Genomic DNA, 21,565 nt, shown 5'->3' with positions numbered 1-21,565 from the left:
TGAGCGCCAGTAGTATCGGGCGTAGGAAATAAAGTTGATATTATTCAATGTGTTAAGTAGATTTGTTCTGGCTGGAATACATCTTGCGTGCGTTGATGCCAGCAAGGTCGCGCCGAATGGGGCGATAGGACGATCGCTCGGGCGGCGTCCGCTTGCCAAACACCAGACAGCAACATTCGGGGACATCAAAATGAACAAGCAGCTTCTCTCGGCAAGACTCATTGCCATCGCAGCGCTCGCGACCGCCGGCGGCACCGCGCTGGCGGCGCCCTACACCCTGACGACCGGCGCCGGCGACGGAAGCGTCACGGTCGGCGTGGATGGCTATGGCAGTTTCGGCTCATCCGTGGGAGCGAACTCCACCGATGCGCTCTACAACCCGATCGGCGCGGGGGTGGCGGCCGGGACGACGTACGAGTCGGGCGTGGCCATCAGGCTGGGCGCAACGGCGGGCGCACGCACCTTCCTGACCTCCGGGGACATCGGCGGCAGCGGCAGCTTGACGAACCCGACGGTCACCGGCTCGACGACGACGGCGAGCAGCGCGTTCGCCCTCAGCGGTCTTTCGTTCAGCCTGTCCCAGGTGCTGACTCCCTTGATGACGGGCAGCACGCAGACCGGCAGCGTCCTGACGCAGACCTACTCGATCACGAATACCACGCAAGGCCTGCTCGGTTTCGAGCTCGTGCGCTATATCGATGGCGATCTCCAGTTCGACGGCAGCATCTCGGACGGCGGTGGCCGCATCAGCCTCGGCGGGGTCGAGGTGCTGTTCGAGACGGATACCGCGACCGGGTCGGCGACCTCGACGACCTTCGTCGGTATCAGCGCCACTGGCGGCACCGTTCCGGCCACCGGGCGCTATGAAATCGACTCGTTCAGCGGCTTGCGCGGACGCATCGTTTCCGGCAGCGCCCTCGACGACCTGATCGCCGGCGACGGTGCCGATATCGACCAGTTCATCGATCTGGGCGGCGGTTATGACGTCACGCTGGCGCTGCGCAACGTGTTCTCGCTTGCTGCGGGCGCATCGTCGGAGTATGTGACGCGCACCTATTTCGGCGCAGGGACGCCGGAGAGCGTTGTGAATCCGACTCCGGAGCCCGGTTCGCTGGCGCTGCTCGGCCTCGGCCTCGCCGGTCTGGCGGCGCGCCGCCGCAAGGCAGCCTGAGCGCCCGGCGCATCGCTCCGACAACGGCAGCTGCGGCTGCCGTTGTCGTGTGCGCCCGGGCCAGGCGCACTCCAGGCAGAAGGGCAAGAGGCCGAGCGGCACCTGGCGCGGGCGGGGAGCTCAGGCTCGCGCCGGGCGGGGCCGCTTCGCCTCCGCAAGCGCATACACCCAAGCCTCCACTTCGGTGCCATCGGCCAGGACGGCCTTGGCCGCTTCGCGCACGTAGTCCTCTCCCTCGAAGGCATCGAGCGCGGGCCAGTGCGCGGCGAGGTTCGGCGACACGAAGACGTGGCCGGCGACCTCCTCGCCGTGCGCGTCGGGCACCAGTGCGGGGAAGCCGGAGCGCTCGAAGCCCCAGCCGGCGCGGACGAGCCGGCCGCGCACGCTGGCGGGCTGCCAGGTGCCGCCGATCTTCTGCAGGACGTGTTCGTTGGGGCGGCCGGGGCCGAGCGTTCCGTAGACGAAAAGGCGTTCCATCGGGATCTCCGGGTTGGCATGCGGCGGCAGGCTGCTAGCATGGTATGAGCCGCGAGCGTGTGCCTCGCCCTCGATTGGACCACAGCGTCATGCCGCTCACCATGCCCGATGATCCCTCGGCGGATCCTTCCGCCTCGCGCCGCTCCATCCCCGGCTTCTGCGGTCTGTGCAAGTCGCGCTGCGGCTCGCGCATGGTGGTGGAGGGCGGGCGGCTGGTGGCGCAGCTGCCGGACCCGGCGCATCCGACCGGGCGGGCGCAGTGCGTGAAGGGGCGGGCGGCGCCGGAGCTGGTCTACGACCCGCAGCGCGTGCTGCGCCCGCTGCTGCGCACGCGCCCCAAGGGCGACTCCGATCCCGGCTGGCGCGAGATCTCGTGGGACGAGGCGCTCGATCGGGTGGCGCAGGCGCTCGCGCGCGTGCGCGACGAATCCGGCGCGGAGGCGGTGGCGTTCGCGATCGCGACGCCGAGCGGCACGCCGATCGCCGACGACATCCGCTGGATCGAGCGCCTGGCCAACGCCTTCGGCAGCCCCAACGTGGCCAACGGCACCGAGATCTGCAACTGGCACAAGGACTTCACCCACCAGCTCAGCTTCGGCCGCGGCATCGCCACGCCGGACTTCGCGCACAGCCGCTGCATCGTGCTGTGGGGGCACAACCCGCGCGACACCTGGCTGGCCAACTCGCTGGCGATCCGGGCGGCGCGCAAGGCGGGGGCGAAGCTGGTGGTGGTCGATCCGCGCAAGGCGGGCTTCGCGGCCGATGCCGACCTGTGGCTGCGCGTGCGCCCCGGCTCGGATGGCGCGCTCGCGCTCGGGGTGGCGCGGGTGATGCTGGCGCGCGGGTGGTTCGACGCCGGCTTCGTGCGCGATTTCAGCAACGCGCCGCTGCTGGTGCGCGGCGACAACGGCCGCCTGCTGCGTGCCGGCGAGCTGGCCGCGCTGCCGGCGGGGGCGGGGGCGGGGGCGGACGACTTCGTCGCGCTGGGGGTGGATGGGGGCGTGATCGCTTGCGCGCGCGGGCGGTCGGGCGCCGACCGGACACCGATCGCGTCGGGTCGGGACGTGCGCGCCGCGGCGGGCCGCGGTGATCCGGGTCTGCTGTGGTCGGGCGGGCTCGATGTCCGTCTCGTCGACGGCGGGATGCTGCGCTGCGAGACCGTGTTCTCGCTCTTCGAGCAGGCCTGTGCCGACTACACCCCCGAGCGCGTCGCCGAGCTGTGCTGGATCGAGCCCGCGCAAGTGGAGGCGCTCGCCCGCCTGCTGCACGAGGCCGGGCCGGCGGTCTCGTACTACTGCTGGGCGGGCGTGTGCCAGCATACCAACGCCACCCAGACCGACCGCGCGATCGCCACGCTGATGGCGCTCACCGGCAGTTTCGACGCGCCGGGCGGCAACGTTGCGTTCACGCCCGCGCCGTCGAACGACGCCAGCGGCAAGGAACTGCTCCCCGCTGCGCAGCGCGCGCGCTGCATCGGGCTGGAGCGCTCGCGGCTCGGCCCCGCCAGGCTGGGGTTGATCGGGTCGGACGTGCTGTGGGACGCGATCCTGGAGGGTCGGCCGTACCCGATCCGCGCGCTGGTGGGCTTCGGCCGCGACTTCCTGCTCAACCATGCCGATGCCGAACGCGCCGCGCGGGCGCTCGCCGCGCTCGAGTTCTGCGTCTATGCCGACCTCACCCTGACGCCCACCGCGGCGCTGGCCGACATCGTGTTGCCGATCTGCACGCCGTGGGAGCGCGAGGCGCTGCGGGTGGGCTTCGAGGGCAGCCAGGCGGCGGAATCCTGGGTGCAGCTGCGCCCGGCGGCGATCGCGCCGCTCGGCGACAGCCGCGCGGATGCCTGGGTGGTGTTCCGGCTCGCGCAGCGGCTGGGGCTGGGCGAGCAGTTCTGGGGTGGCGACCTCGAGGCGGGGCTGGCCCATGTGCTCGCCCCGACCGGACTCACGCTCGAGACCCTGCGCGCGCACCCGGGCGGGCTCGCGCTGCCCGCGGCCACGCGCTACCGCAAGTACCGGGACGAGGGCTTGCGCACGCCGAGCGGGCGTATCGAGCTGTATTCCGAGACGCTGCTCGAGCACGGCGAGTCGCCGCTGCCGCGCTTCGCCGAGCCGGTTGATTCGCCCTTCGGCAAGGCGGCGCCGGAATATCCGCTGGTGATGACCACCGCCAAGCTGCGCCACTTCCGCCACGGCCAGGACCGCCAGGCGCCCTCGCTGCGCCGGCACTCTCCCCAACCGGCGGTGCATCTGCACCCGGACGCGGCACGGGCGCGCGCCATCGCGGAGGGCGACTGGGTGCGGGTGCGCACTGCCAACGGCGCCATCCGCATTCGCGCGCGTTTCGATGCGGCGCTCGATGCGCGTGTGGTGTGGGTGGAATACGGCTGGTGGCAGCCTGGCGCGGCGGGGGCGGCCGACGGCTACGACGCGCGCTCGGAGGCGGGGGCGAACTACAGCCGCCTCGTCTCCGACCGCCGCGTCGATCCGGTCGCCGGCTCGCAGCCCCTGCGCTCGGGGCTGTGCGAGATCGAGCCGCTCAGTAGCTCAGGTTGAGCTGGTACACCGCCGTGGTGCCGCTGACCTCGTTGCCGACCAGCAGCAGCGGCTTGGCGTTGGGAGAGTCCTTGGCGGGGATGAAGTGCAGGCCTTCGGGGCCGAGGTCGCCGACGCTCGCCAGCACGGTCGAGGGGTCTTTGGTGCTCCAGTCCTCGCGCGGGTTGAGGTAGTCCACGCGGGTCGGCGCCTGCGGGTCGGTGATGTCATAGACCAGCACGCCGCCCATGCGCTCGAGGCCGACGAAGGCGAAGGTCTTGTCGCCGATGCGGCCGAGCGCGACGCCTTCGGGTTCCGCACCCTTGTTGTCGCTGCGATTGTCCAGCGTGTTGCCTTCCTCGTGGTTGGTGTTGAACCAGGTCGCGCAGGGGATGTTGCGCGCGCTGCCGAGCTTGCACTCGTCGCTGGCGAGGAAGCGCTCGATCTCGGCGCCCGAGTCCCACACCAGCTTGCCGTCCGCGTCGCGGATCGAGAACGAGCGTCCGCCGAAGGCGTAGAGCGTGTCGTACATCAGGCGGGTGCCGGCCGGGTTCTCGTTGCCGGCGGTGTCGAACAGGATCGGCTTGCCGTCGGCGTCCTGGCGATAGCCCATGGTCCAGGTGATGTTGAGGCGGCCGAGCTGGTCGTCGTCGCGGCACTTGCCCGGGTTGCCAGCGACCGCGCCGCAGTAGGCGAAGACCGTCGGGTCGAGCAGGCCGCCGTCGGCGAGCGCGTCGAGCTGCGGCGGCAGGTCGTCGCCCTTGCGGCCGGTCCAGCCCCTGGTGTTGGTGAGGTGCTTGACGCGGAACTCCTCGACGAAGCCCTTGCTGGCGTCGCCGTCCCAGTAGGCGTCGTCGCCTTCGCCCCAGGTACGGGCGTCGCCCTCGTTGGCGGTGACCAGCAGGGTGCGGCCCTGGTGGGTGTATGAGGCGATCGCGTCGGGCAGGTAGAGGCCGCGCACGCCCGGCCAGGCCTGGATGACGGCCTTCTTGTCGGTGTCGGAGGGATCGAACGCGTTCGCATCCACACCGTGGTCCTTGTCGCCGAGCGGCAGGATCGCCTCCACCGTGGCCTTGGCCACGTCGATGCGGGCGAGCGCGTTGTTCTCCTGCAGCGTGGCCCACGCGGTGGCGCCGTCGGCCGAGACGGCGATGTACTCGGGCTCGAGGTCCTGCGCGGCGCTCGCGCCGGGGCCGTAGATGCGCACGCCCTGGGCGCGCAACGCCTTCTCCTGGCCGTTGAAGGCGGTGAAGCCGGCGCTGCGGGCGACCGGGGCCGTGGGGGTGGAGACGTCGATCACGCTGATCGAGCCCTCGGGGTCGATCGAGTAGTCGTCGTTCGGCTCGCCTTCGTTGGCGACCAGCACGGTCTTGCCGTCGGGCGTGAAGGTGAGCATGTCGGGCAGGGCGCCGACCTCGACGCTGCCCAGCAGCGAAAGGTCAGCCGCGCGGTAGAGCGCGACCCGGCCCTTGTCGGTCTTGGGGCTGGCCTGGATCGCGACCGCGACCACGCCATCGCGCACGGCGACGCTGTTGATCTCGGAGCCGGCGAGCAGGGCCTGCGAGTCGAGCCGGCCGACGGAGATCGGCGTTGCGGGGTTGGCGAGGTCGAGCACGTCGACCGCGCCCGCATCCGCGTTGACCACGAAGGCGCGCTTGCTGGCGGGGTCGTAGGCGGGGATCTCCGCGGCGCTCTTGCCGAAGAGATTGGTCGCGTAGCCGCCGATGCGCTCCAGGCGCAGCGAGATCGGGGTGCGCTCGGGAGCGGGGGCCTGCGGGGCCGGGGCGGTTTCGGTTGCAGGCGGCGGCGGTGGAGTGTCGTCGTCGCCGGTGCACGCAGCCAGCGTGGCGGCGGCGAGGAGGCTGAGGGAGAAGGTCTCGAGGGCGTGGCGCAGGCGGTGGCTCATGGTGTCGGGGGGCGGTGGGCAAAGGCCCCCGAATCTATGAGCACGGCGTGACCGGGGTGTTACAGGAGGCTGCGCGCAGACCGTCCGACCGGCCGCCATCGTGCGCAGGTGTCGCCGCAATCGTTTGCAGGCGCAGCCGCAATCGCGACTTGCGTCGCTCCCACATGCGACCCGGGCGAGGTGGTTCGCTCCGGATCGGGGATGCGGTGCTTCCACCGCCGCGGAGCCGCGATGGTCTTGTGGGAGCGACGCGAGTCGCGATTCTGCGCTTCAGCCCCCGCCTACGCTCAGCCGGTTGTGCCGCAGCGAGCTCCAGAACGCCGCGCCGATCAGCACCGCGCCGATCAGGCCGGTGAAGGTCTCCGGGATGTGCATGTGCACTCCCACGAACATGATCGCCGCCAGCGCACCGATGGCCCAGAAGGCGCCGTGCTCCAGATAGCGGTAGGCCTCGAGCGTGCCGCGATACACCAGCATCAGCGTGAACGAGCGCACGAACATCGCCCCCACGCCCAGGCCGATGGCGATGATCGGCAGGCTGGTGGTGAGCGCGAAGGCGCCGATGACGCCGTCGAAGCTGAAGGACGCGTCCAGCAGCTCCAGGTACATGAAGCCGGCGAAGCCGGTCTTGGCGACCATCTTGCCGCCTTCGCCCTCCTCGCCGCCCATGATCGCGCCCAGGCCGTCGGCGGCGATATAGACGATCAGCCCCCACACCCCGGCGACGATGAACTCCATGCGCTTGTCCGCACCGTCGATCCACGCCGAGGTGGCGAGGATGGCGAGCAGGGTCAGCAGGATCTGCGCGGCCTCCAGGCGGCCGAGCTTGGTCAGCGGGCTCTCGATCGGCGCCAGCCAGTGGGTGTCCTTGTTCTCGTCGATGAAGAACTTCAGGAAGACCATCATCAGGAAGGCGCCGCCGAAGGCCGCGATCTCGTGATGCGCCGAGGTGAGCAGGCGGGCGTATTCGTCGGGGTTGAAGAGCGCGAGATCGACCACCTCGACCGGCCCCAGGCTGGCGACCACGCCGACGATGGCGAGCGGGAACACGATGCGCATGCCGAACACCGCGATCAGGATGCCCCACAGCAGGAAGCGCTGGCGCCACTTCTCGTCCATGTGGCGCAGCACGGTGGCGTTGACCACCGCGTTGTCGAAGGACAACGAGGTCTCCAGCACCGCCAGCACGGCGACGATGAAGGCGGCCGGCCAGCCGCCGAGCAGATAGCCGCCGACGAGCCCGAAGACGGTGAAGCCGATCGACCAGGTGAAGTACTTCAGATTCTGCATTGGGGGAGGGAGCGAAAAAAGGTGCGCAATGTTAGCGCTTTCCCTCCCCGCTGCGGAGTGCGGTGGCCGGCTCGTGCTCCGCCGACTTGCGCTCGGGCGAGCGAACCGACATGGCCTCCGGAGCCGTGCCCCAGGAGCGACGCCAGTCGCGATCGGACGGTCGAGTCGCGCCGGCGCCTCCGGAGAGGCCGGAATCGCGACGCGCCTCGTCCTAGGCCTCCTCGCCCAGGTACGCCGCGCGCACCTTCGGATCCTGCAACAAGGCGCTGCCACTGCCGGTGAGGGTGATCCGCCCCGACTCCATCACGTAGCCGCGCTGCGCGAACTCGAGCGCGAGGTTGGCGTTCTGCTCGACGAGCAGGATGGTGACACCCTCGCGCGCCACCGACTGCACGACCTCGAAGATCTTCTCCACGATCAGCGGTGCCAGGCCCATGGACGGCTCGTCGAGCAGCAGCAGGCGCGGGCGCGACAGCAGGGCGCGGCCGATCGCCACCATCTGCTGCTCGCCGCCCGACAGCGTGCCGGCGACCTGGGCCAGGCGTTCCTTGACTCGCGGCAGCATGGTGTAGACGCGCTCGAGGTCGGCCTCGATGGCGGCTGCGTCCTTGCGCGTGTACGCGCCCATGCGCAGGTTCTCCTCCACCGTCAGGCGGGTGAAGATGCCGCGCCCCTCGGGAACCAGCGCGATGCCTGCGCGCAGGCGGCGGTGGGCGGGCAGGGCGTTGATGCGCTCGCCCTTGTAGTGGATGTCGCCGCCGGCGATCGGCAGTACGCCGGCGATGGCGTTGAGCGTGGTCGTCTTCCCGGCGCCATTGGCGCCGATCAGGCACACGGTCTCGCCGGCATGGAGCTCGAGCGCGATGCCCTTGACCGCCTGGATGCCACCATAGGCGATCTTCAGCTCCTGCAGGCGCAGCAGCGGCGTGCTCGGCTCGAGCCGGGGATCAGTTTGCATGCTTGCCTCCGCCCAGATAGGCGGCGATCACCGCTTCGTCCTTCTGCACCACTGCGGGCACGTCCTCGGCGATCTTGCTGCCGAAGTCGAGCACCGCGACGCGGTCGCACAGGCCCATCACCAGCTTCACGTCGTGCTCGATCAGCATCACGGTGATGCCGTCGTTGCGGATCTGCTGGATCAGTTGCTTGAGCTGGCCGGTTTCGGTGGCGTTCATGCCCGCCGCCGGTTCGTCGAGCGCGAGCAGCTGCGGCTCGGTGGCGAGCGCGCGCGCGATCTCCAGGCGGCGCTGGTCGCCGTAGGAGAGGTTCTTCGACACCACGTCTGCGAAGCGCTCGATGCCGACGTAGCGCAGCAGCTCGTAGGCGCGCTCGGTGGTCAGGCGTTCCTCCTCGCGGGTGAAGCGGTTCTGCGTCAGCACGCCCCATATGCCCGCCCGGGTGCGGATGTGGTGGCCGGCCATGACGTTCTCGAGCGCGGTGAGGTCGCGGAACAGGCGGATGTTCTGGAAGGTGCGGGCGATGCCGCGGCCGACCACCTTGTGCGGCTTGCCGCTGGGCAGCTCGCTGCCGTTGAAGACGAACTCGCCGCCGTCGGGGGTGTAGGCACCGGTGAGGACGTTGAAGAAGGTGGTCTTGCCGGCGCCGTTGGGGCCGATCAGGCCGTAGACCTCGCCCTTGCGGATGGTCAGCGATACGTCGGACAAGGCCTGCAGGCCGCCGAAGCGCTTGCCGATGTTGCGGGCTTCGAGCAGCGTGATCACTTCGCGGCCTCCCGCTTCGGCGTGTTGTTCAGGTGATGGCTCAGGTGGTGATCGTGGCAGTAGCGCGCACGCGCCGGAATCATGCCGGCCGGGCGCAGCAGCATCATCAGGATCATCGCCAGCGACAGCAGCAGCATGCGCAGCACCTCGGGGTCGAGCAGCACGTGGCCGAACAGGGTCTGCTGCAGCGGCACGGCGACGTCGCGCAGGAGTTCGGGCAGCAGCGCGAGCACGAAGGCGCCGACCACCGCGCCGGCGAGGTTGCCCATGCCGCCGAACACCACCATGGTCAGCACCGCGATCGACTCCATCAGGCTGAAGCTCTCCGGGCTGACGAAGCCCTGGAAGGCGCCGAACAGCGCGCCCGCCACGCCGCCGAAGGTGGCGCCGAGGGCGAAGGCGAGCAGCTTCATGTCGCGGGTGTTGATGCCGATCGCCTTGGCGGCGAGCTCGTCGTCGCGCATCGCCGCCCACGCGCGGCCGATGCGCGAGATCTGCAGGCGCTGGATGAAGATGATCGAGGCGACCACCGCGGCGAGGAAGAAGTAGTAGTAGAGGAACAGCGAGTGGATGGTGAAGTCCTCGCCGATGCGGATGTTGCGCGACAGGTCCCAGCCGAACAGGTTGATCGGGTCGATCATGTTGATGCCCTGCGGGCCGTTGGTGATGTTGACCGGGTAGTTGAGGTTGAGCATGAAGATGCGCACGATCTCGCCGAAACCGAGGGTGACGATGGCGAGGTAATCCCCGCGTAATCGCAACACCGGAAAGCCGAGCATTACGCCGGCGAGCGCGGCGAAGGCGGCGCCCAGCGGCAGGATGACCCAGAACGGCAGATGCACGTCGAAGTGCGGCGAAGCCAGGAAGGCGAAAGTGTAGGCGCCCACCGCATAGAACGCGATGTAGCCGAGGTCGAGCAGGCCGGCGAAGCCGACCACCAGGTTGAGGCCGAGCGCCAGCATCATGTAGAGCAGCGCGAAGTCGAGGATGCGCACCCAGCTGCGGCCGAACTGCCAGGCGATGAAGGGCGCCGCGATGGCGACGAGGATGATCAGCCAGCGCGCGGCGGTGGGGTTGCGCTTGCCCAGCCAGGGGACGGCGGCGACGAGTTCGTTCATGGTGCGTGCTCGCTCAGGCCCGGTCCGACACGCGTTCGCCGAGCAGTCCGGTGGGCCGGAAGATCAGCACCAGGCCGAGGATGATGAAGGCGAAGATGTCCTGGTAGGACGAGTTGAGGAAGCCGAAGGTGAGGTGCTCGATGTAGCCCGCGCCGAAGGACTCCACCAGCCCGAGCACGACGCCGCCGAGCATCGCGCCACCGAGGTTGCCGATGCCGCCCAGCACCGCGGCGGTGAAGGCCTTGAGGCCCGGCATGAAGCCCATGCCGTAGTGGGCGATGCCGTAGTTGCTGGCGAACATCACCCCGGCCACGGCGGCGAGCGCGGCACCGATGACGAAGGTGAGCGCGATCACCGCGTTGGTGTCGACCCCCATCAGGCTGGCGACGCGGTGGTTCTCGGCGGTCGCGCGCATCGCGCGGCCGATGCGGGTGCGATTGACGAGCAGCAGCAGGCCGACCATCAGCAGCGCCGACACCACCACGATGGCGATCTGCACCGGGGTGACGAACACGCCGGGGATCGGCTGCAGCGGCGTGGTCGAGATGAGTTGCGGGAAGGTGTGGTAGTTGCGGCCCCAGATGATCATCGCCAGGGTCTGCAGCAGGAAGGACACGCCGATCGCGGTGATCAGCGGCGCCAGGCGCGGCGCGTTGCGCAATCGCCGGTAGGCGAGCCGCTCCATGGTGAAGCCGAGCAGCATGCAGATCACCATCGCCACCGCGAGCGCGATCGCCAGCATCACCAGCGGAGACATGCCGGGTGCCATGCCCATCAGGAACAGCATGGTCTGCAGCGCGACCAGCGCGCCCACCATCAGCACGTCGCCGTGGGCGAAATTGATCAGGCCCAGGATGCCGTACACCATGGTGTAGCCGAGCGCGATCAGCGCGTAGACGCTGCCGATCACCAGCCCGTTGATGAATTGCTGGATCAGGGTTTCCATGCTGCCTTCCTGAGTCTGTGAAGTCGCGCGCCACGCCCCGGCGGACGCGCAGGGTCTCCGGGGCGGGCAAATCGAAACGGGGATGTCGCGCGCCGCCGGCGCGCCGCAAGCGGGTGCGCCGGCGGCGGTTCAGGCGCTTACAGCGGCACCCAGGCGCCGTCCTTGAAGTTGTAGATCGTCACCGCGCCTTCCTTGATGTCGCCGTTGGCGTCGAAGGAGACGTTGCCGATCACGCCCGGGAAGTTGCTCTTCTTGAGCTCGGGCAGGTACTTGGACGGCTCGACCGAGTCGGCCTTCTGCATCGCGGTGATGATGGCCATCGCGGCGTCGTAGGCGTAGGGGGCATACACCTGCACGTCGGCGTTGAAGCGCTTCTTGTAACGCTCGCGGAAGTCGGCGCCGCCCGGCATCTTCTCCAGCGGCAGGCCCGGCATCGAGCAGTAGGCGCTGGACGACATGCCGTCGCCGGCGAGCTTGATCATCTCGGGGCTGCAGCCGCCGTCGCCGGTGAGGAACTTGGCGGTGATGCCGAGCTGCTTCATCTGCCGCACCATCGGGCCGGCCTGGGCGTCCATGCCGCCGTAGAAGACGACCTCGGGGTTGGTGGCGCGGATCTTGGTGAGGATGGCGTTGAAGTCGGTGGCCTTGTCGGTGGTGAATTCGCGCGCGACGACCTCGCCGCCCGTCTCCTTCACCGCCTTCGCGGTCTCGTCGGCCAGGCCCTGGCCGTAGGCGGTGCGGTCGTCGATGATCGCGACGCGCTTGGCGCCGAGCGCGCCGGTGGCGTACTTGCCGAGCCCGGTACCTTGCTGCACGTCGTTGGCGATGGTGCGGAACACGCCGCTGAAGTTCTGCAGCGTCAGCTTCGGGTTGGTCGAGGCCGGCGACACCTGCGGAATGCCCGCCTGGTCGTAGATGCGCGAGGCCGGAATCGAGGTGCCCGAGTTCAGATGCCCGATCACCCCCTTCACCCCGGCATCGACCAGGCGTTGCGCCACCGTGGTGCCGGTGCGCGGGTCGGCCTGGTCGTCCTCGCCGACCAGCTCGAACTTGACCTTCTTGCCGCCGATCGTCACGCCCTTGGCGTTGGCCTCCTCGATGGCGAGGCGGGTGCCGTTCTCGAGATCCTTGCCAAGGTGCGACTGGTTACCGGTGAGCGGGGCGGCCCCGCCCAGCTTGACGACCACTTCCTGCGCTTGGGCGGCACTGAGGCCGATGCTCATCAGGGCGACTGCGACGACGGTTCTCTTCATGCTCTGGATCTCCGGGGTGATCGGGGGAGGGGTTTGGGTGAAGCCGAAACGCGTCCGTATTGTGCCCAAAAAAACGCGTTGCGAATGGGCGAATTAACTGCGCGAATGACTTGTCCTGCCCTGAGGCTGAAGCAAGCGCCATGCCAAGCAAGCGACCGTATTGGGCAGGCATGCCCGGGTCATGCGACGTCGTCGATGGTGCGAAGCCGGTGGTCGCCGAGTGCTAAGCGTTGCTTGTCCCGCAACCGGCGATCCACCCCTCCAGCGGATCCATCCCGGCGGGCAGGCCGAAGTGCGGCGGGCCAAGGCGCGCAGCCGCGGCCGCCTGCAGCAGCGCGAGCGCGGCGTCCAGAAGATCGCCGCTGGCGTCGTCGAGCATGGCCTGGTGTTGTTCGCGTGTGGCGGCCAACACCAGCGGTCGGGACGCGCCCTGCGACGAGACCGGTCCGACGGTGAGCGTGTCGATGATCTGCTTGCGTGCCGCATGGCGTTCCGCGTTCTGCTTGCGGCGCTCGTCGCTCTTGTACGAAGCGGGGGTGATGCGGCGGGCGAGCAGCCCGGGATAAGCCTCGATGGCCACGCGGCTCGGGTCACCGTCGTGCATGCCCGGCACACGCACGCCAGCGGCAAGCAGACGCGGCGCCCCTTCCAGGAACATCAGCCCGACCGGCGGATTCACCAGCTTCAGCGGACTGTGCGAGCGTGCGGGGAGGTCGGTGGCGCGATGGGCATAGCGGCGACCGACCGGGCGAGATTCGCGGTAGGCATCGAGCGCGGCGCGAAAGGCGGGCTTGCCGAGCGTGGCGCAATGGCGCACGAGGGCTGGCCAGGTCTGCGGCCAGTCCAGGTCGGCGATCGCCTCGCGCGGCAGTCCGAACGGGAAGTCAAAGGCGCCTAGCCAGGGGCCGGGGCGAGCGAGCAGGGCCTCGAAGCCGGGCCAGTCAACGCAGTGCTCGAAACGGACGAGCTCCACGCGCGCGCCGTCGAGGTGGCCATGGGCCACGGTGATCGGCTTGGCGCGGCGGGGTGAGGAGGTGAAGTCCACGCCGTACAGTCGGGTCGTCATCGCTGCATGTCTCCAGCGACGCAATGCGTCGTGATCGGTGCTTCGGCGCTGCAGGCCGCACCGCGTCGGGACGGACGCGATGCCCGGTGCAACGCAGGCCGATCCGGGGCACGTACTCGCGTTCCGGCACCATCGCAGTGCGCGCCGCGGATTTGAACCCGGCCGTCAGCGCGCATTGGCCACCCGCGCCGCCGTGCAGAGGGTGTTGAAGTGGATCGTCACCGTGTCGTCGATCGGCTGCGCGTAGCCACCGGCCATGGCCACGGCGACCGGCACGTCGGCGGCGCGGCACCGGCCGAGCACGCGTTCGTCGCGCCGGCGCAGGCCGTCGATGCTGAGCGCGAGCCGGCCGAGGCGGTCGCCGGCGTAGGGGTCGGCGCCGGCGAGGTAGATCACCAGCTCGGGGCGGCCGCGGGTGAAGACGGTGTCGAGCGCCGCATCGAGCGCGGCGAGGTAGGCCTCGTCGCCGGTGTCGTCGGGCAGTTCGACGTCGAGGTCGCTCGCCTGCTTGCGGAAGGGGAAGTTCTTCGCACCGTGCAGGCTGCAGGTGAAGACCTCGGGCGTGTCGGCGAGGATGGTCGCGGTGCCGTCGCCCTGGTGCACGTCGCAATCGACGATGGCGATGCGGCCGGCGCGGCCCTCGGCCCGCATCGCCAGCGCGGCGATGGCGGCGTCGTTGAACACGCAGAAGCCCGAGCCGAAGTCGCGATGTGCGTGGTGCGTGCCGCCGGCGAGGTTGGCGGCACAGGCTGCGCCGCCCTCGCGATCGAGCGCGCTGCGGCAGGCGGCCAGCGTGGCGCCCGCCGAGCGGCGCGAGCGCTCGACCATCGCCGCGCTCCATGGAAAGCCGATGCGGCGTACCTCGGCCGCGTCCAGCGTGCCGCCGGCGACGCGCTGCAGGTAGCCGGCGTCGTGGGCGCGCAGGATCTCGGCGTCGCTGGCGGCGGCAGGGACGCGCAAGTCGTCGTCGGCGAACAGGCCGCTGTCGCGCAGGCGCGCGCGCAGCCGCGAGTATTTTTCCATCGGAAAGCGGTGGCCCGCGGGCAGCGGGAGGACGAAATGGTCGGCGTAGTAGAGCTTCAAGGTGGACGGGTTCCGGTTGAACTCGGGCGCGGCAAGGGCGGGCGTTCTGTTCCCGCACGGCTTGGGACCGTGTGCGCAGCAATTGGTGCGCAAAGCATAAGCCGCCGCGCAGCCGCGGCGGCGCCATCGACGCCCGCCTCGGACGCGTATCTCGAACGCGCACGGCCGCAGCTGGGCGGGGACGTGAATCCGCGCCTTCGAGGGGCGGTCAGGATGCTGGCGGACACGAGCCGGACGCGCTGCAACAGGGATGGATTGTCCTGCTCCGTGGAGCGTTCCTGTTGTCAGGCGTTTATGGTGCAGTGCAATATGTCGAATGTCGATTCCATGTCCACTCCAAATCGAGGCTGAAATTGGGTTTCCGCCTGTTCCTGGCAAGCATCCGTGCGGCCATCCTGCGCTTCTGCGCCGGCAAGACCGCCGCCCGCGCGCGTCTGCCGGGGACGCGCGTCGCCTCCACGGCCGTGCCGCCAGTGCCGGCAGATGCGCCGGAAGTTGCACCCGCGTCGATATCCGAGCCTGGGCCCGCACACGCGGAGTCCCCGTCGATGCCTGAGCGTCGCGATCCACTCGGCGCCGAATCCGCGCCCGACGAGCATGTCGAGCCTGCCGCCATCGTCGCCGCGCCCGATCCGGACGCCGAACGATTGCTCGCGCGCTGTGCCCGTCTGCAGGCCCAGATGCTCGACTTCACCGGCCGTCTCGCCGACATGGAGCAGCAGGTGCGCAGCTACGAGCAGCAGCAGTTCCTTGCCCTCGGCGACGTGGTGGGTGAATGCCTGCGCCTGCGCCGGGAATATCTCGACCTGAAGGCCGAGCGCTCGGGTGCGGCGGCCGATCGGGAGCAGGCGCGCCAGGCCGAAGCGGACTTCGACGCCTACCGCCGCAGCACCGCGCACACGCCCGTGCCGCGGCCCGAACTCGATGACGACGAGCAGGACGAACTGCGCCGGCTGTATCGCGCGGCGGCCATGCGCTGCCATCCGGACCGTGCGGAGGAGGCCGAGCGCGCCGAGGCGCACGACGTCTTCCTGCGCGTGCAGGCTGCCTACCAGGCGCGCGACCTCGCGGGGCTGCGCGCCATCACCGCCGAGCTGGCGGGGTGGGCGCGCAAGCGCGACGACGCGAGCCCTGTGCAGGGGAGCGCGGCGCCCGCGAGCAGCGCCGTCCGGCGTCGGGTTGCCGAACTGCAGACCCGGGTCGCCGACCTGATCCTTGCCGTGCAGACCCTGCAACTGGATCCCGCGTACCGCCGGGCCGTTCAGGTCGAGCGCTGGGAAACGCACTTTGCCGAAGCGCGCGCCGGCTTCGAGGCCGAATGCGAGAGCTTGCGCGAGCAGATCGCCGGACTGGCGTCGCGTCGAAGTTGAGACCGGCGCGGGGCGCCCGCGGCTCAAAGCACCCACCGCGAGCCTCGCCCCCGCATCACACTTCCAGCGCGCGCACCTTCACCTTCTTGCCCTTGAGCGTGCCCGCCGACAGCCGGCGCACCGCCTCGCGCGCGATCGCGCGCTCGACCGCGACGTAGGTGGTCTGGTCGGTGACGGTGATCTTGCCGACCTGCTCGCGGGTGAAGCCGGCCTCGCCAGTCAGCGCGCCGAGCACGTCCGCAGGGCGGATCTTGTCCTTGCGTCCGCCCAGGATCAGCAGCGTCGTCATCGGCGCCTGCAGGGGCTCGTTCGCGTCTTCCACCAGTTCGTCGAGGGCGTGCCACTCGGGCTCGAAGCCCATCCTCTGCGCGATGCTCGCGACGCGGCGCTTGTCCGCGCTGCTGCACAGGTTCAGCGCCCAGCCCTCTTCGTCGCCGCGGCCGGTGCGGCCGATGCGGTGGATGTGGATCTCCGGGTCGGGGGTGACGTCGACGTTGATCACCGCCTCGAGACGTGCGATGTCCAGCCCGCGCGCGGCGACGTCGGTGGCGACGAGCACCGAGCAGCTGCGGTTGGCGAACTGGATCAGCACCTGGTCACGCTCGCGCTGCTCCATCTCGCCGTTGAGGGCGAGCGCCGCGAAGCCCCGCGCGCGCAGCAGCTCGACGAGGTCGCGGCACTGCTGGCGGGTGTTGCAGAAGGCCAGCGTGCTGACCGGGCGGAAGTGGCGCAGCAGCGTCGCGACCGCCTCCAGCCGCGCCGGGTGGGCGACCTCGTAGAAACGCTGGCGGATCTTGCCGTGCGCGTGTTGCTCGAGCAGCTTCACCTCCTGCGGCTCGCGCAGGAAACGCGCGGCCAGGCGGGCGATGCCCTCGGGGTAGGTGGCGGAGAACAGCAGGGTCTGGCGCTCGGAGGGGCAGCGGCTGGCCACGAAGGCGATGTCGTCGTGGAAACCCATGTCCAGCATGCGGTCGGCTTCGTCCAGCACCAGCGTGTTCAGGGCCTCGAGCACCAGGCTGCCGCGTTCGAGGTGGTCCATGATGCGCCCGGGCGTGCCGACCACGACGTGGGCGCCGTGCTCGAGGCTGTCGCGCTGCGGGCGCATCGGCGTGCCGCCGCACAGCGCCAGCACCTTGATGTTGGCCTCGAAGCGCGCCAGGCGGCGGATCTCCTGGGTGACCTGGTCGGCCAGTTCGCGGGTCGGGCACAGCACCATGGCCTGGACGGCGAGCTTGCGCACGTCGAGCCGGGCCAGCAGGGGCAGGGCGAAGGCCGCGGTCTTGCCGCTGCCGGTCTTGGCCTGGGCGATGAGGTCGTGCCCGGCGAGGGCAAGCGGCAGGCTGGCCGCCTGGATCGGGGTCATGGCCCGGTAGTCGAGCTGGCGCAGGGTGTCCAGCATGGCGGGCGAGAGCGGCAGGCCGTCGAAAGGCAGGCCGGGGGTTGCGGGCGGGGGTGACCCGGGCGGGGCGTCCGGGGGACTCGCGAGGATGGGGGAGGAGGGGGGCGTCGATTCGGTCATGCGCGATTATCGCGGCGGATTCGACATCTTCCCTAGAGAACTTTGTGCGATCGGCCGGAATCGCCGTGTCCGAGGGGGCGGGAACTTCACGCCGCGTTTTGTTTCAGACCCCGGCGACGTCGACGTGCTCCATGACGGGAAACACATTCTGCGCTGCCCGATCGCGACTTGCGTCGCTCCTACGGTGCGGCCCGCGCGTAGGAGCGACGCAAGTCGCGATCCATGCGATCCCTGCGGTCGAGACGCCACGACGCCTGGAATGCATGCCGACCATCGTGATCCCGCGTCGCGCCAGCCGTCTCCCTTGCCCCCGCCGCAACCGGATTGAGGACGCCGAAGGATCCACCCGCGTCCGCCTGTACTACACTCGGACACCCGCGACAAACCACGACAACACGGTGCAGCCATGAGCCTCATCGAAAGCGTCCGCCCCCTGCAGAGCAAGCTGACCGCGATCCGCCGCGACATCCACGCCCACCCCGAGCTCGCCTTCGAGGAGCGCCGCACCGCCGAGCTGGTGGCGCGCCATCTGGAGGCGCTCGGTATCGAGACCCATCGCGGCATCGGCGGCACCGGCGTGGTCGGTGTGGTGCGCGGCCGCCGCGGGCTGCGTGCGATCGGGCTGCGCGCCGACATGGATGCGTTGCCGATCACAGAGCGCAACGAGTTCGCGCACAAGTCCACCATCCAGGGCTGCATGCACGCCTGCGGTCACGACGGTCACACCACCATGCTGCTCGGCGCGGCCGAGGCGCTGGCCGCGCGGCGCGACTTCGACGGCACGGTGTACCTGATCTTCCAGCCCGCCGAGGAAGGCGAGGGCGGCGCGCCGGCGATGATCGCCGACGGACTCTTCGAGCGCTTTCCCATGGAGGCGGTGTTCGGCATGCACAACTGGCCGGGCATGGAGGCGGGGAGCTTCGCCGTACACGCCGGCCCGGTGATGGCGAGCGCCGACCGCTTCGACATCCGCTTCACCGGCGTCGGCGCGCATGCGGCGATGCCGCACCTCGGCGTGGACCCGGTGGTGGCGGGCGCGGCCTTCGTGCAGGCGGCGCAGACCCTGGTGAGCCGCGTGCTCGATCCGATCGACGCCGGCGTGGTGTCGGTGACCCAGTTTCATGCCGGCGAGGCCTACAACGTGATCCCCGACCGCGCCGAGCTGTGCGGCACGGTGCGCACCTTCTCCGCCGAGGTGCGCGACCGCCTCGAGCGCGGCCTGCGCCAGGTGGCCGAGGGGATCGCGCAGAGCCATGGTGTGCAGGTGGATTTCGAGTTCCGCCGCGGCTATCCCCCGACCGTCAACACTGTCGCCGAGGCCACGCTGTGCGCCGAGGCGGCGCGCGCGGTGGCGGGACCGGAGCGGGTATTCACCGACCGCCGCCCGAGCATGGGTGCGGAGGATTTCGCTTATTTCCTGCAGGAGAAGCCGGGTGCCTACGTGTGGGTCGGCAACGGCCCGGGCGAGGGCGGCTGCATGCTGCACAACCCCAACTACGACTTCAACGACGAGGTGCTGCCGGCCGGCGTGGCCTACTGGTGCGCGCTGGTGCAGCGTCTGCTCGGCGGCGTGAAGTGAGCGCAGCCCGATGATGCGCACGCTTCGACTCGCCCTGCGCATGATGCTGCGCGACTTGCGCGCGGGCGAGCTGCACCTGCTCGGGCTGGCGATCATGATCGCGGTGGCGAGCCTGACCAGCGTGGGCTTCCTCGCCGACCGCGTCGGGCGCGCGCTCGATCGCGAGGCCAACCAGCTCCTCGGTGGCGACCTGCTGCTGCGCGCCGACAAGCCGTGGCCCGACGCCTTCATCGACGAGGCGCGCAGCCGCGGCCTGCAGACCGCCAGGACGGTGCTGTTCACCAGCATGGCGAGTACCGCCGAGGGCGCGGCGCTCGGCGGCGTCAAGGTGGTGGAGGACGGCTACCCGCTGCGCGGCACCATCCGTCTGGCGCCCGGTCCCAACCAGGCCGACGCCCCCGCAGGTCGCGCGCCCGAAGCGGGCGAGGTGTGGCTGGACGAGCGCCTGTTCGCCGAGCTGGGCGTGAACACCGGCGACAAGGTGGGCCTCGGCGAGCTCGAGTTCCGCGTCGGCGCCATGGTCAGCTTCGAGGCCGACCGCGGCGCCAACTTCTTCAGCCTGCTGCCGCGCGCGATCTTCAACCTCAAGGATCTGGAGGCCACCGGCCTGATCGCCGAGGGCAGCCGCGCCACCTGGCGCTTGCACGTGGCCGGCGCGCCGCAGGCGGTGGAGGCTTACGAGAAGTGGGCGCGCGCGAACCTCGGCCGCGGCCAGCGCGTCGAGACCGTGGACAACGCCCGCCCCGAGGTGCGTGCCGCGCTCGACCAGGCGCAGCGCTTCCTGCGCCTGGCGGCGCTGCTCGCGGTGATCCTCGCCGCGGTGGCGGTGGGCCTGTCCGCGCGCCGCTTCATGGCACGCCACCTCGACGGTTGCGCGGTGATGCGCGTGCTTGGTGCGCGTCAGGCGCAGGTGCTGGGCATTGTGGTGGGCGAGTTCCTGCTCTTCGGGCTGGCCGCCGCACTCGCCGGTACCGCGCTGGGCTGGGCGGTGCAGTGGGGGCTGGCGGGCGGGCTGCGCGAGCTGCTCGCCACCGACTTGCCCGCGCCCTCGCCGCTGCCGCTCGCGCATGGCATGGTGGTGGGCATGGCGCTGCTCGCCGGCTTCGTGCTGCCGCAACTGCTGCGCCTGGGCAAGGTCAGCACCCTGCGCGTGCTGCGCCGCGAGTTCGAGTTCGCCGAGCCGGTCTCGGGTGCCGCCTGGGCGCTCGGGCTGGCGGCGCTGCTCGGGCTGATCTTCTGGATCGCCGCCGACGCGCGCCTCGGCGCCATGGTGGCGGCCGGCTTCGCGGTGGCGCTCGGCGTGTTCGCGCTTGCCGCCTGGGGTGTGCTCAGGCTCGCCGGCCGCCTCAAGGGACAGGGCAGCCTGCGCGGTGGTGGCTGGCGCTACGGCATCGCCGCCCTCGGCCGCCGCATGGGCAGCAGCGTGATCCAGGCCGCCGCGCTCGGGCTGGGCATGACCGCGCTGCTGCTGCTCACCCTGGTGCGCGCCGACCTGCTCGACAACTGGCGGCGCATGGCGCCGCCCGATGCGCCCAACCGCTTCGTGATCAACATCCAGCCCGACCAGCGCGCCGGCATCGCCGCGCTGTTCGCCGCCGAGGGCCTGCCGGTGCCGCCCATCCAGCCGATGATTCGCGGCCGCATGGTGGCGATCGAGGGCAAGCCGGTCGACCCCTCGGCGTACGAGGACGAGCGCACGCGGCGCCTGGCCGAGCGCGAGTTCAATCTGTCGTACGGCGCCGAGCTGCCGCCGGGCAACGTCGTCGAGGCCGGGCGCTGGCACGGGGCGGCGGCGCAGCCGCAGTTTTCCGCGCAGTTTTCCGCGCAGTTTTCCGTCGAGGCCGGGCTGGCGAAGACCTTCGGGCTGGCGGTGGGCGACCGTGTGGCGTTTGAGATCGGCGGCCGCCGCGTCGAGGCGCCGATCACCAGCGTGCGCAAGCTCGACTGGGACTCGATGCGGGTGAACTTCTTCTTCATCGCCTCGCCGGGCGTGCTGGAGGATTTCCCCGCGACCCTGATCACCAGTTTCCACCTGCCGCCCGCGCGCCACGACTTCACCACGAAGCTGGTCGGCGAGTTCCCCAACCTCACCGTGATCGACACCGCGGCGGTGATCGCGCAGGTACAGTCGATGACCGACAAGCTGATCGTGATCGTGCAGTTCGTGTTCGGCTTCGCGGTGCTCGCCGGGCTGGTCGTGCTGTATGCCGCGCTGCAGTCCACTCACGACGAGCGCGACTACGAGCTCGCCATGCTGCGTACCCTGGGCGCGCGCAACCGCCAGGTGCGCCAGGCCTTGTTCGCCGAGTTCCTGGTGCTGGGCGGGGTCGCCGGCGTGCTCGCGGGCGTGGGCGCGAGCGCGATCGGCTGGGTGCTGGCCGAGCAGGTCTTCCGCATGCCCTACGTGCCGGCGCTGGCGCCGGTGCTGGTGGGCGTGGTGCTGGGCGCGGCCGGCGTGGTCGCCGGCGGCTGGCTGGGCACGCGTGCGCTGCTGAGCCGGCCGCCGCTCGCCAGCCTGCGTGCACTGGGCTGAAC

At 70.3% G+C, this 21,565-nt stretch carries 16 protein-coding genes; 5 read left to right on the top strand and 11 right to left on the bottom strand.

All coding sequences use genetic code 11. From position 1 onward, the window contains the following. The first annotated feature begins 190 nt into the window (after positions 1–190). On the top strand, positions 191–1,171 hold the full coding sequence (locus TMZ1T_RS21575; protein WP_012585517.1) for a PEP-CTERM sorting domain-containing protein: 981 nt from the start codon (positions 191–193) through the stop codon (positions 1,169–1,171). 120 nt (positions 1,172–1,291) lie between these two features. On the opposite strand, the gene TMZ1T_RS11795 is transcribed toward TMZ1T_RS21575, so the two are convergent. Next, positions 1,292–1,648 carry a gamma-glutamylcyclotransferase family protein gene (locus TMZ1T_RS11795; RefSeq protein WP_012585516.1) on the bottom strand — a complete coding sequence of 119 codons (357 nt, stop codon included), beginning with the start codon at positions 1,646–1,648 and terminating at the stop codon, positions 1,292–1,294. 89 nt (positions 1,649–1,737) lie between these two features. On the opposite strand from TMZ1T_RS11795, the gene TMZ1T_RS11790 reads away from it, so the two are divergent. Further along, complete coding sequence (locus TMZ1T_RS11790) at positions 1,738–4,200, top strand: molybdopterin-containing oxidoreductase family protein (protein ID WP_012585515.1); 2,463 nt, start codon at positions 1,738–1,740, stop codon at positions 4,198–4,200. Here TMZ1T_RS11790 and TMZ1T_RS11785 read toward each other — a convergent pair. From TMZ1T_RS11785 to TMZ1T_RS11745, 9 genes are all read right to left on the bottom strand, one after another. Beyond that, positions 4,184–6,085, bottom strand: a complete 1,902-nt coding sequence (locus TMZ1T_RS11785) for a choice-of-anchor I family protein (protein ID WP_012585514.1) — start codon at positions 6,083–6,085, stop codon at positions 4,184–4,186. The genes TMZ1T_RS11790 and TMZ1T_RS11785 overlap by 17 nt on opposite strands. Positions 6,086–6,355: 270 nt before the next feature. Further along, entirely contained in the window at positions 6,356–7,375 is a 1,020-nt protein-coding gene (locus TMZ1T_RS11780) for a DUF475 domain-containing protein (protein ID WP_012585513.1), read from the bottom strand. A 211-nt stretch (positions 7,376–7,586) separates the two neighbouring features. Further along, the gene (locus tag TMZ1T_RS11775) at positions 7,587–8,333 is read right to left on the bottom strand and encodes an ABC transporter ATP-binding protein (protein WP_012585512.1); all 747 of its coding nucleotides are present in this window, start codon (positions 8,331–8,333) and stop codon (positions 7,587–7,589) included. Further along, positions 8,323–9,096 (bottom strand): ABC transporter ATP-binding protein, encoded by a 774-nt coding sequence (locus tag TMZ1T_RS11770; RefSeq protein ID WP_012585511.1) that lies wholly within the window; start codon positions 9,094–9,096, stop codon positions 8,323–8,325. Before TMZ1T_RS11770 ends, TMZ1T_RS11775 begins: the two co-directional genes overlap by 11 nt. Continuing rightward, the gene (locus tag TMZ1T_RS11765; RefSeq protein WP_004306170.1) at positions 9,093–10,214 is read right to left on the bottom strand and encodes an ABC transporter permease subunit; all 1,122 of its coding nucleotides are present in this window, start codon (positions 10,212–10,214) and stop codon (positions 9,093–9,095) included. Before TMZ1T_RS11765 ends, TMZ1T_RS11770 begins: the two co-directional genes overlap by 4 nt. A gap of 13 nt (positions 10,215–10,227) precedes the next feature. Next, positions 10,228–11,160: a branched-chain amino acid ABC transporter permease gene (locus TMZ1T_RS11760; RefSeq protein WP_012585510.1), complete on the bottom strand. Its 933-nt coding sequence runs from the start codon at positions 11,158–11,160 to the stop codon at positions 10,228–10,230. A 137-nt stretch (positions 11,161–11,297) separates the two neighbouring features. Then, positions 11,298–12,413: a branched-chain amino acid ABC transporter substrate-binding protein gene (locus TMZ1T_RS11755; protein WP_012585509.1), complete on the bottom strand. Its 1,116-nt coding sequence runs from the start codon at positions 12,411–12,413 to the stop codon at positions 11,298–11,300. A 223-nt stretch (positions 12,414–12,636) separates the two neighbouring features. Continuing rightward, positions 12,637–13,479, bottom strand: coding sequence for a DUF429 domain-containing protein (locus TMZ1T_RS11750; protein WP_004306175.1), 843 nt, complete (start codon positions 13,477–13,479; stop codon positions 12,637–12,639). A gap of 165 nt (positions 13,480–13,644) precedes the next feature. Continuing rightward, entirely contained in the window at positions 13,645–14,562 is a 918-nt protein-coding gene (locus tag TMZ1T_RS11745; protein WP_012585508.1) for a histone deacetylase family protein, read from the bottom strand. Positions 14,563–15,110: 548 nt separating this feature from the next. Here TMZ1T_RS11745 and TMZ1T_RS11740 point away from each other — a divergent pair. Beyond that, complete coding sequence (locus TMZ1T_RS11740) at positions 15,111–15,932, top strand: DnaJ domain-containing protein (protein ID WP_144312162.1); 822 nt, start codon at positions 15,111–15,113, stop codon at positions 15,930–15,932. A gap of 55 nt (positions 15,933–15,987) precedes the next feature. Here TMZ1T_RS11740 and dbpA read toward each other — a convergent pair whose 3' ends face one another. Continuing rightward, a complete protein-coding gene (gene dbpA, locus TMZ1T_RS11735) occupies positions 15,988–17,451 on the bottom strand; it encodes an ATP-dependent RNA helicase DbpA (RefSeq protein ID WP_012585506.1) in 1,464 nt (487 codons plus the stop codon). Between the two features lie 406 nt (positions 17,452–17,857). On the opposite strand from dbpA, the gene TMZ1T_RS11730 reads away from it, so the two are divergent. Further along, positions 17,858–19,030, top strand: a complete 1,173-nt coding sequence (locus TMZ1T_RS11730) for a M20 aminoacylase family protein (RefSeq protein WP_004321811.1) — start codon at positions 17,858–17,860, stop codon at positions 19,028–19,030. A 10-nt stretch (positions 19,031–19,040) separates the two neighbouring features. Continuing rightward, entirely contained in the window at positions 19,041–21,563 is a 2,523-nt protein-coding gene (locus TMZ1T_RS11725) for an ABC transporter permease (RefSeq protein WP_012585505.1), read from the top strand. Positions 21,564–21,565: the final 2 nt, after the last annotated feature.

Source organism: Thauera aminoaromatica, from assembly GCF_000021765.1.
GTDB lineage: Bacteria > Pseudomonadota > Gammaproteobacteria > Burkholderiales > Rhodocyclaceae > Thauera > Thauera aminoaromatica.
This window is presented reverse-complemented; position numbering and strand designations above follow the sequence as displayed.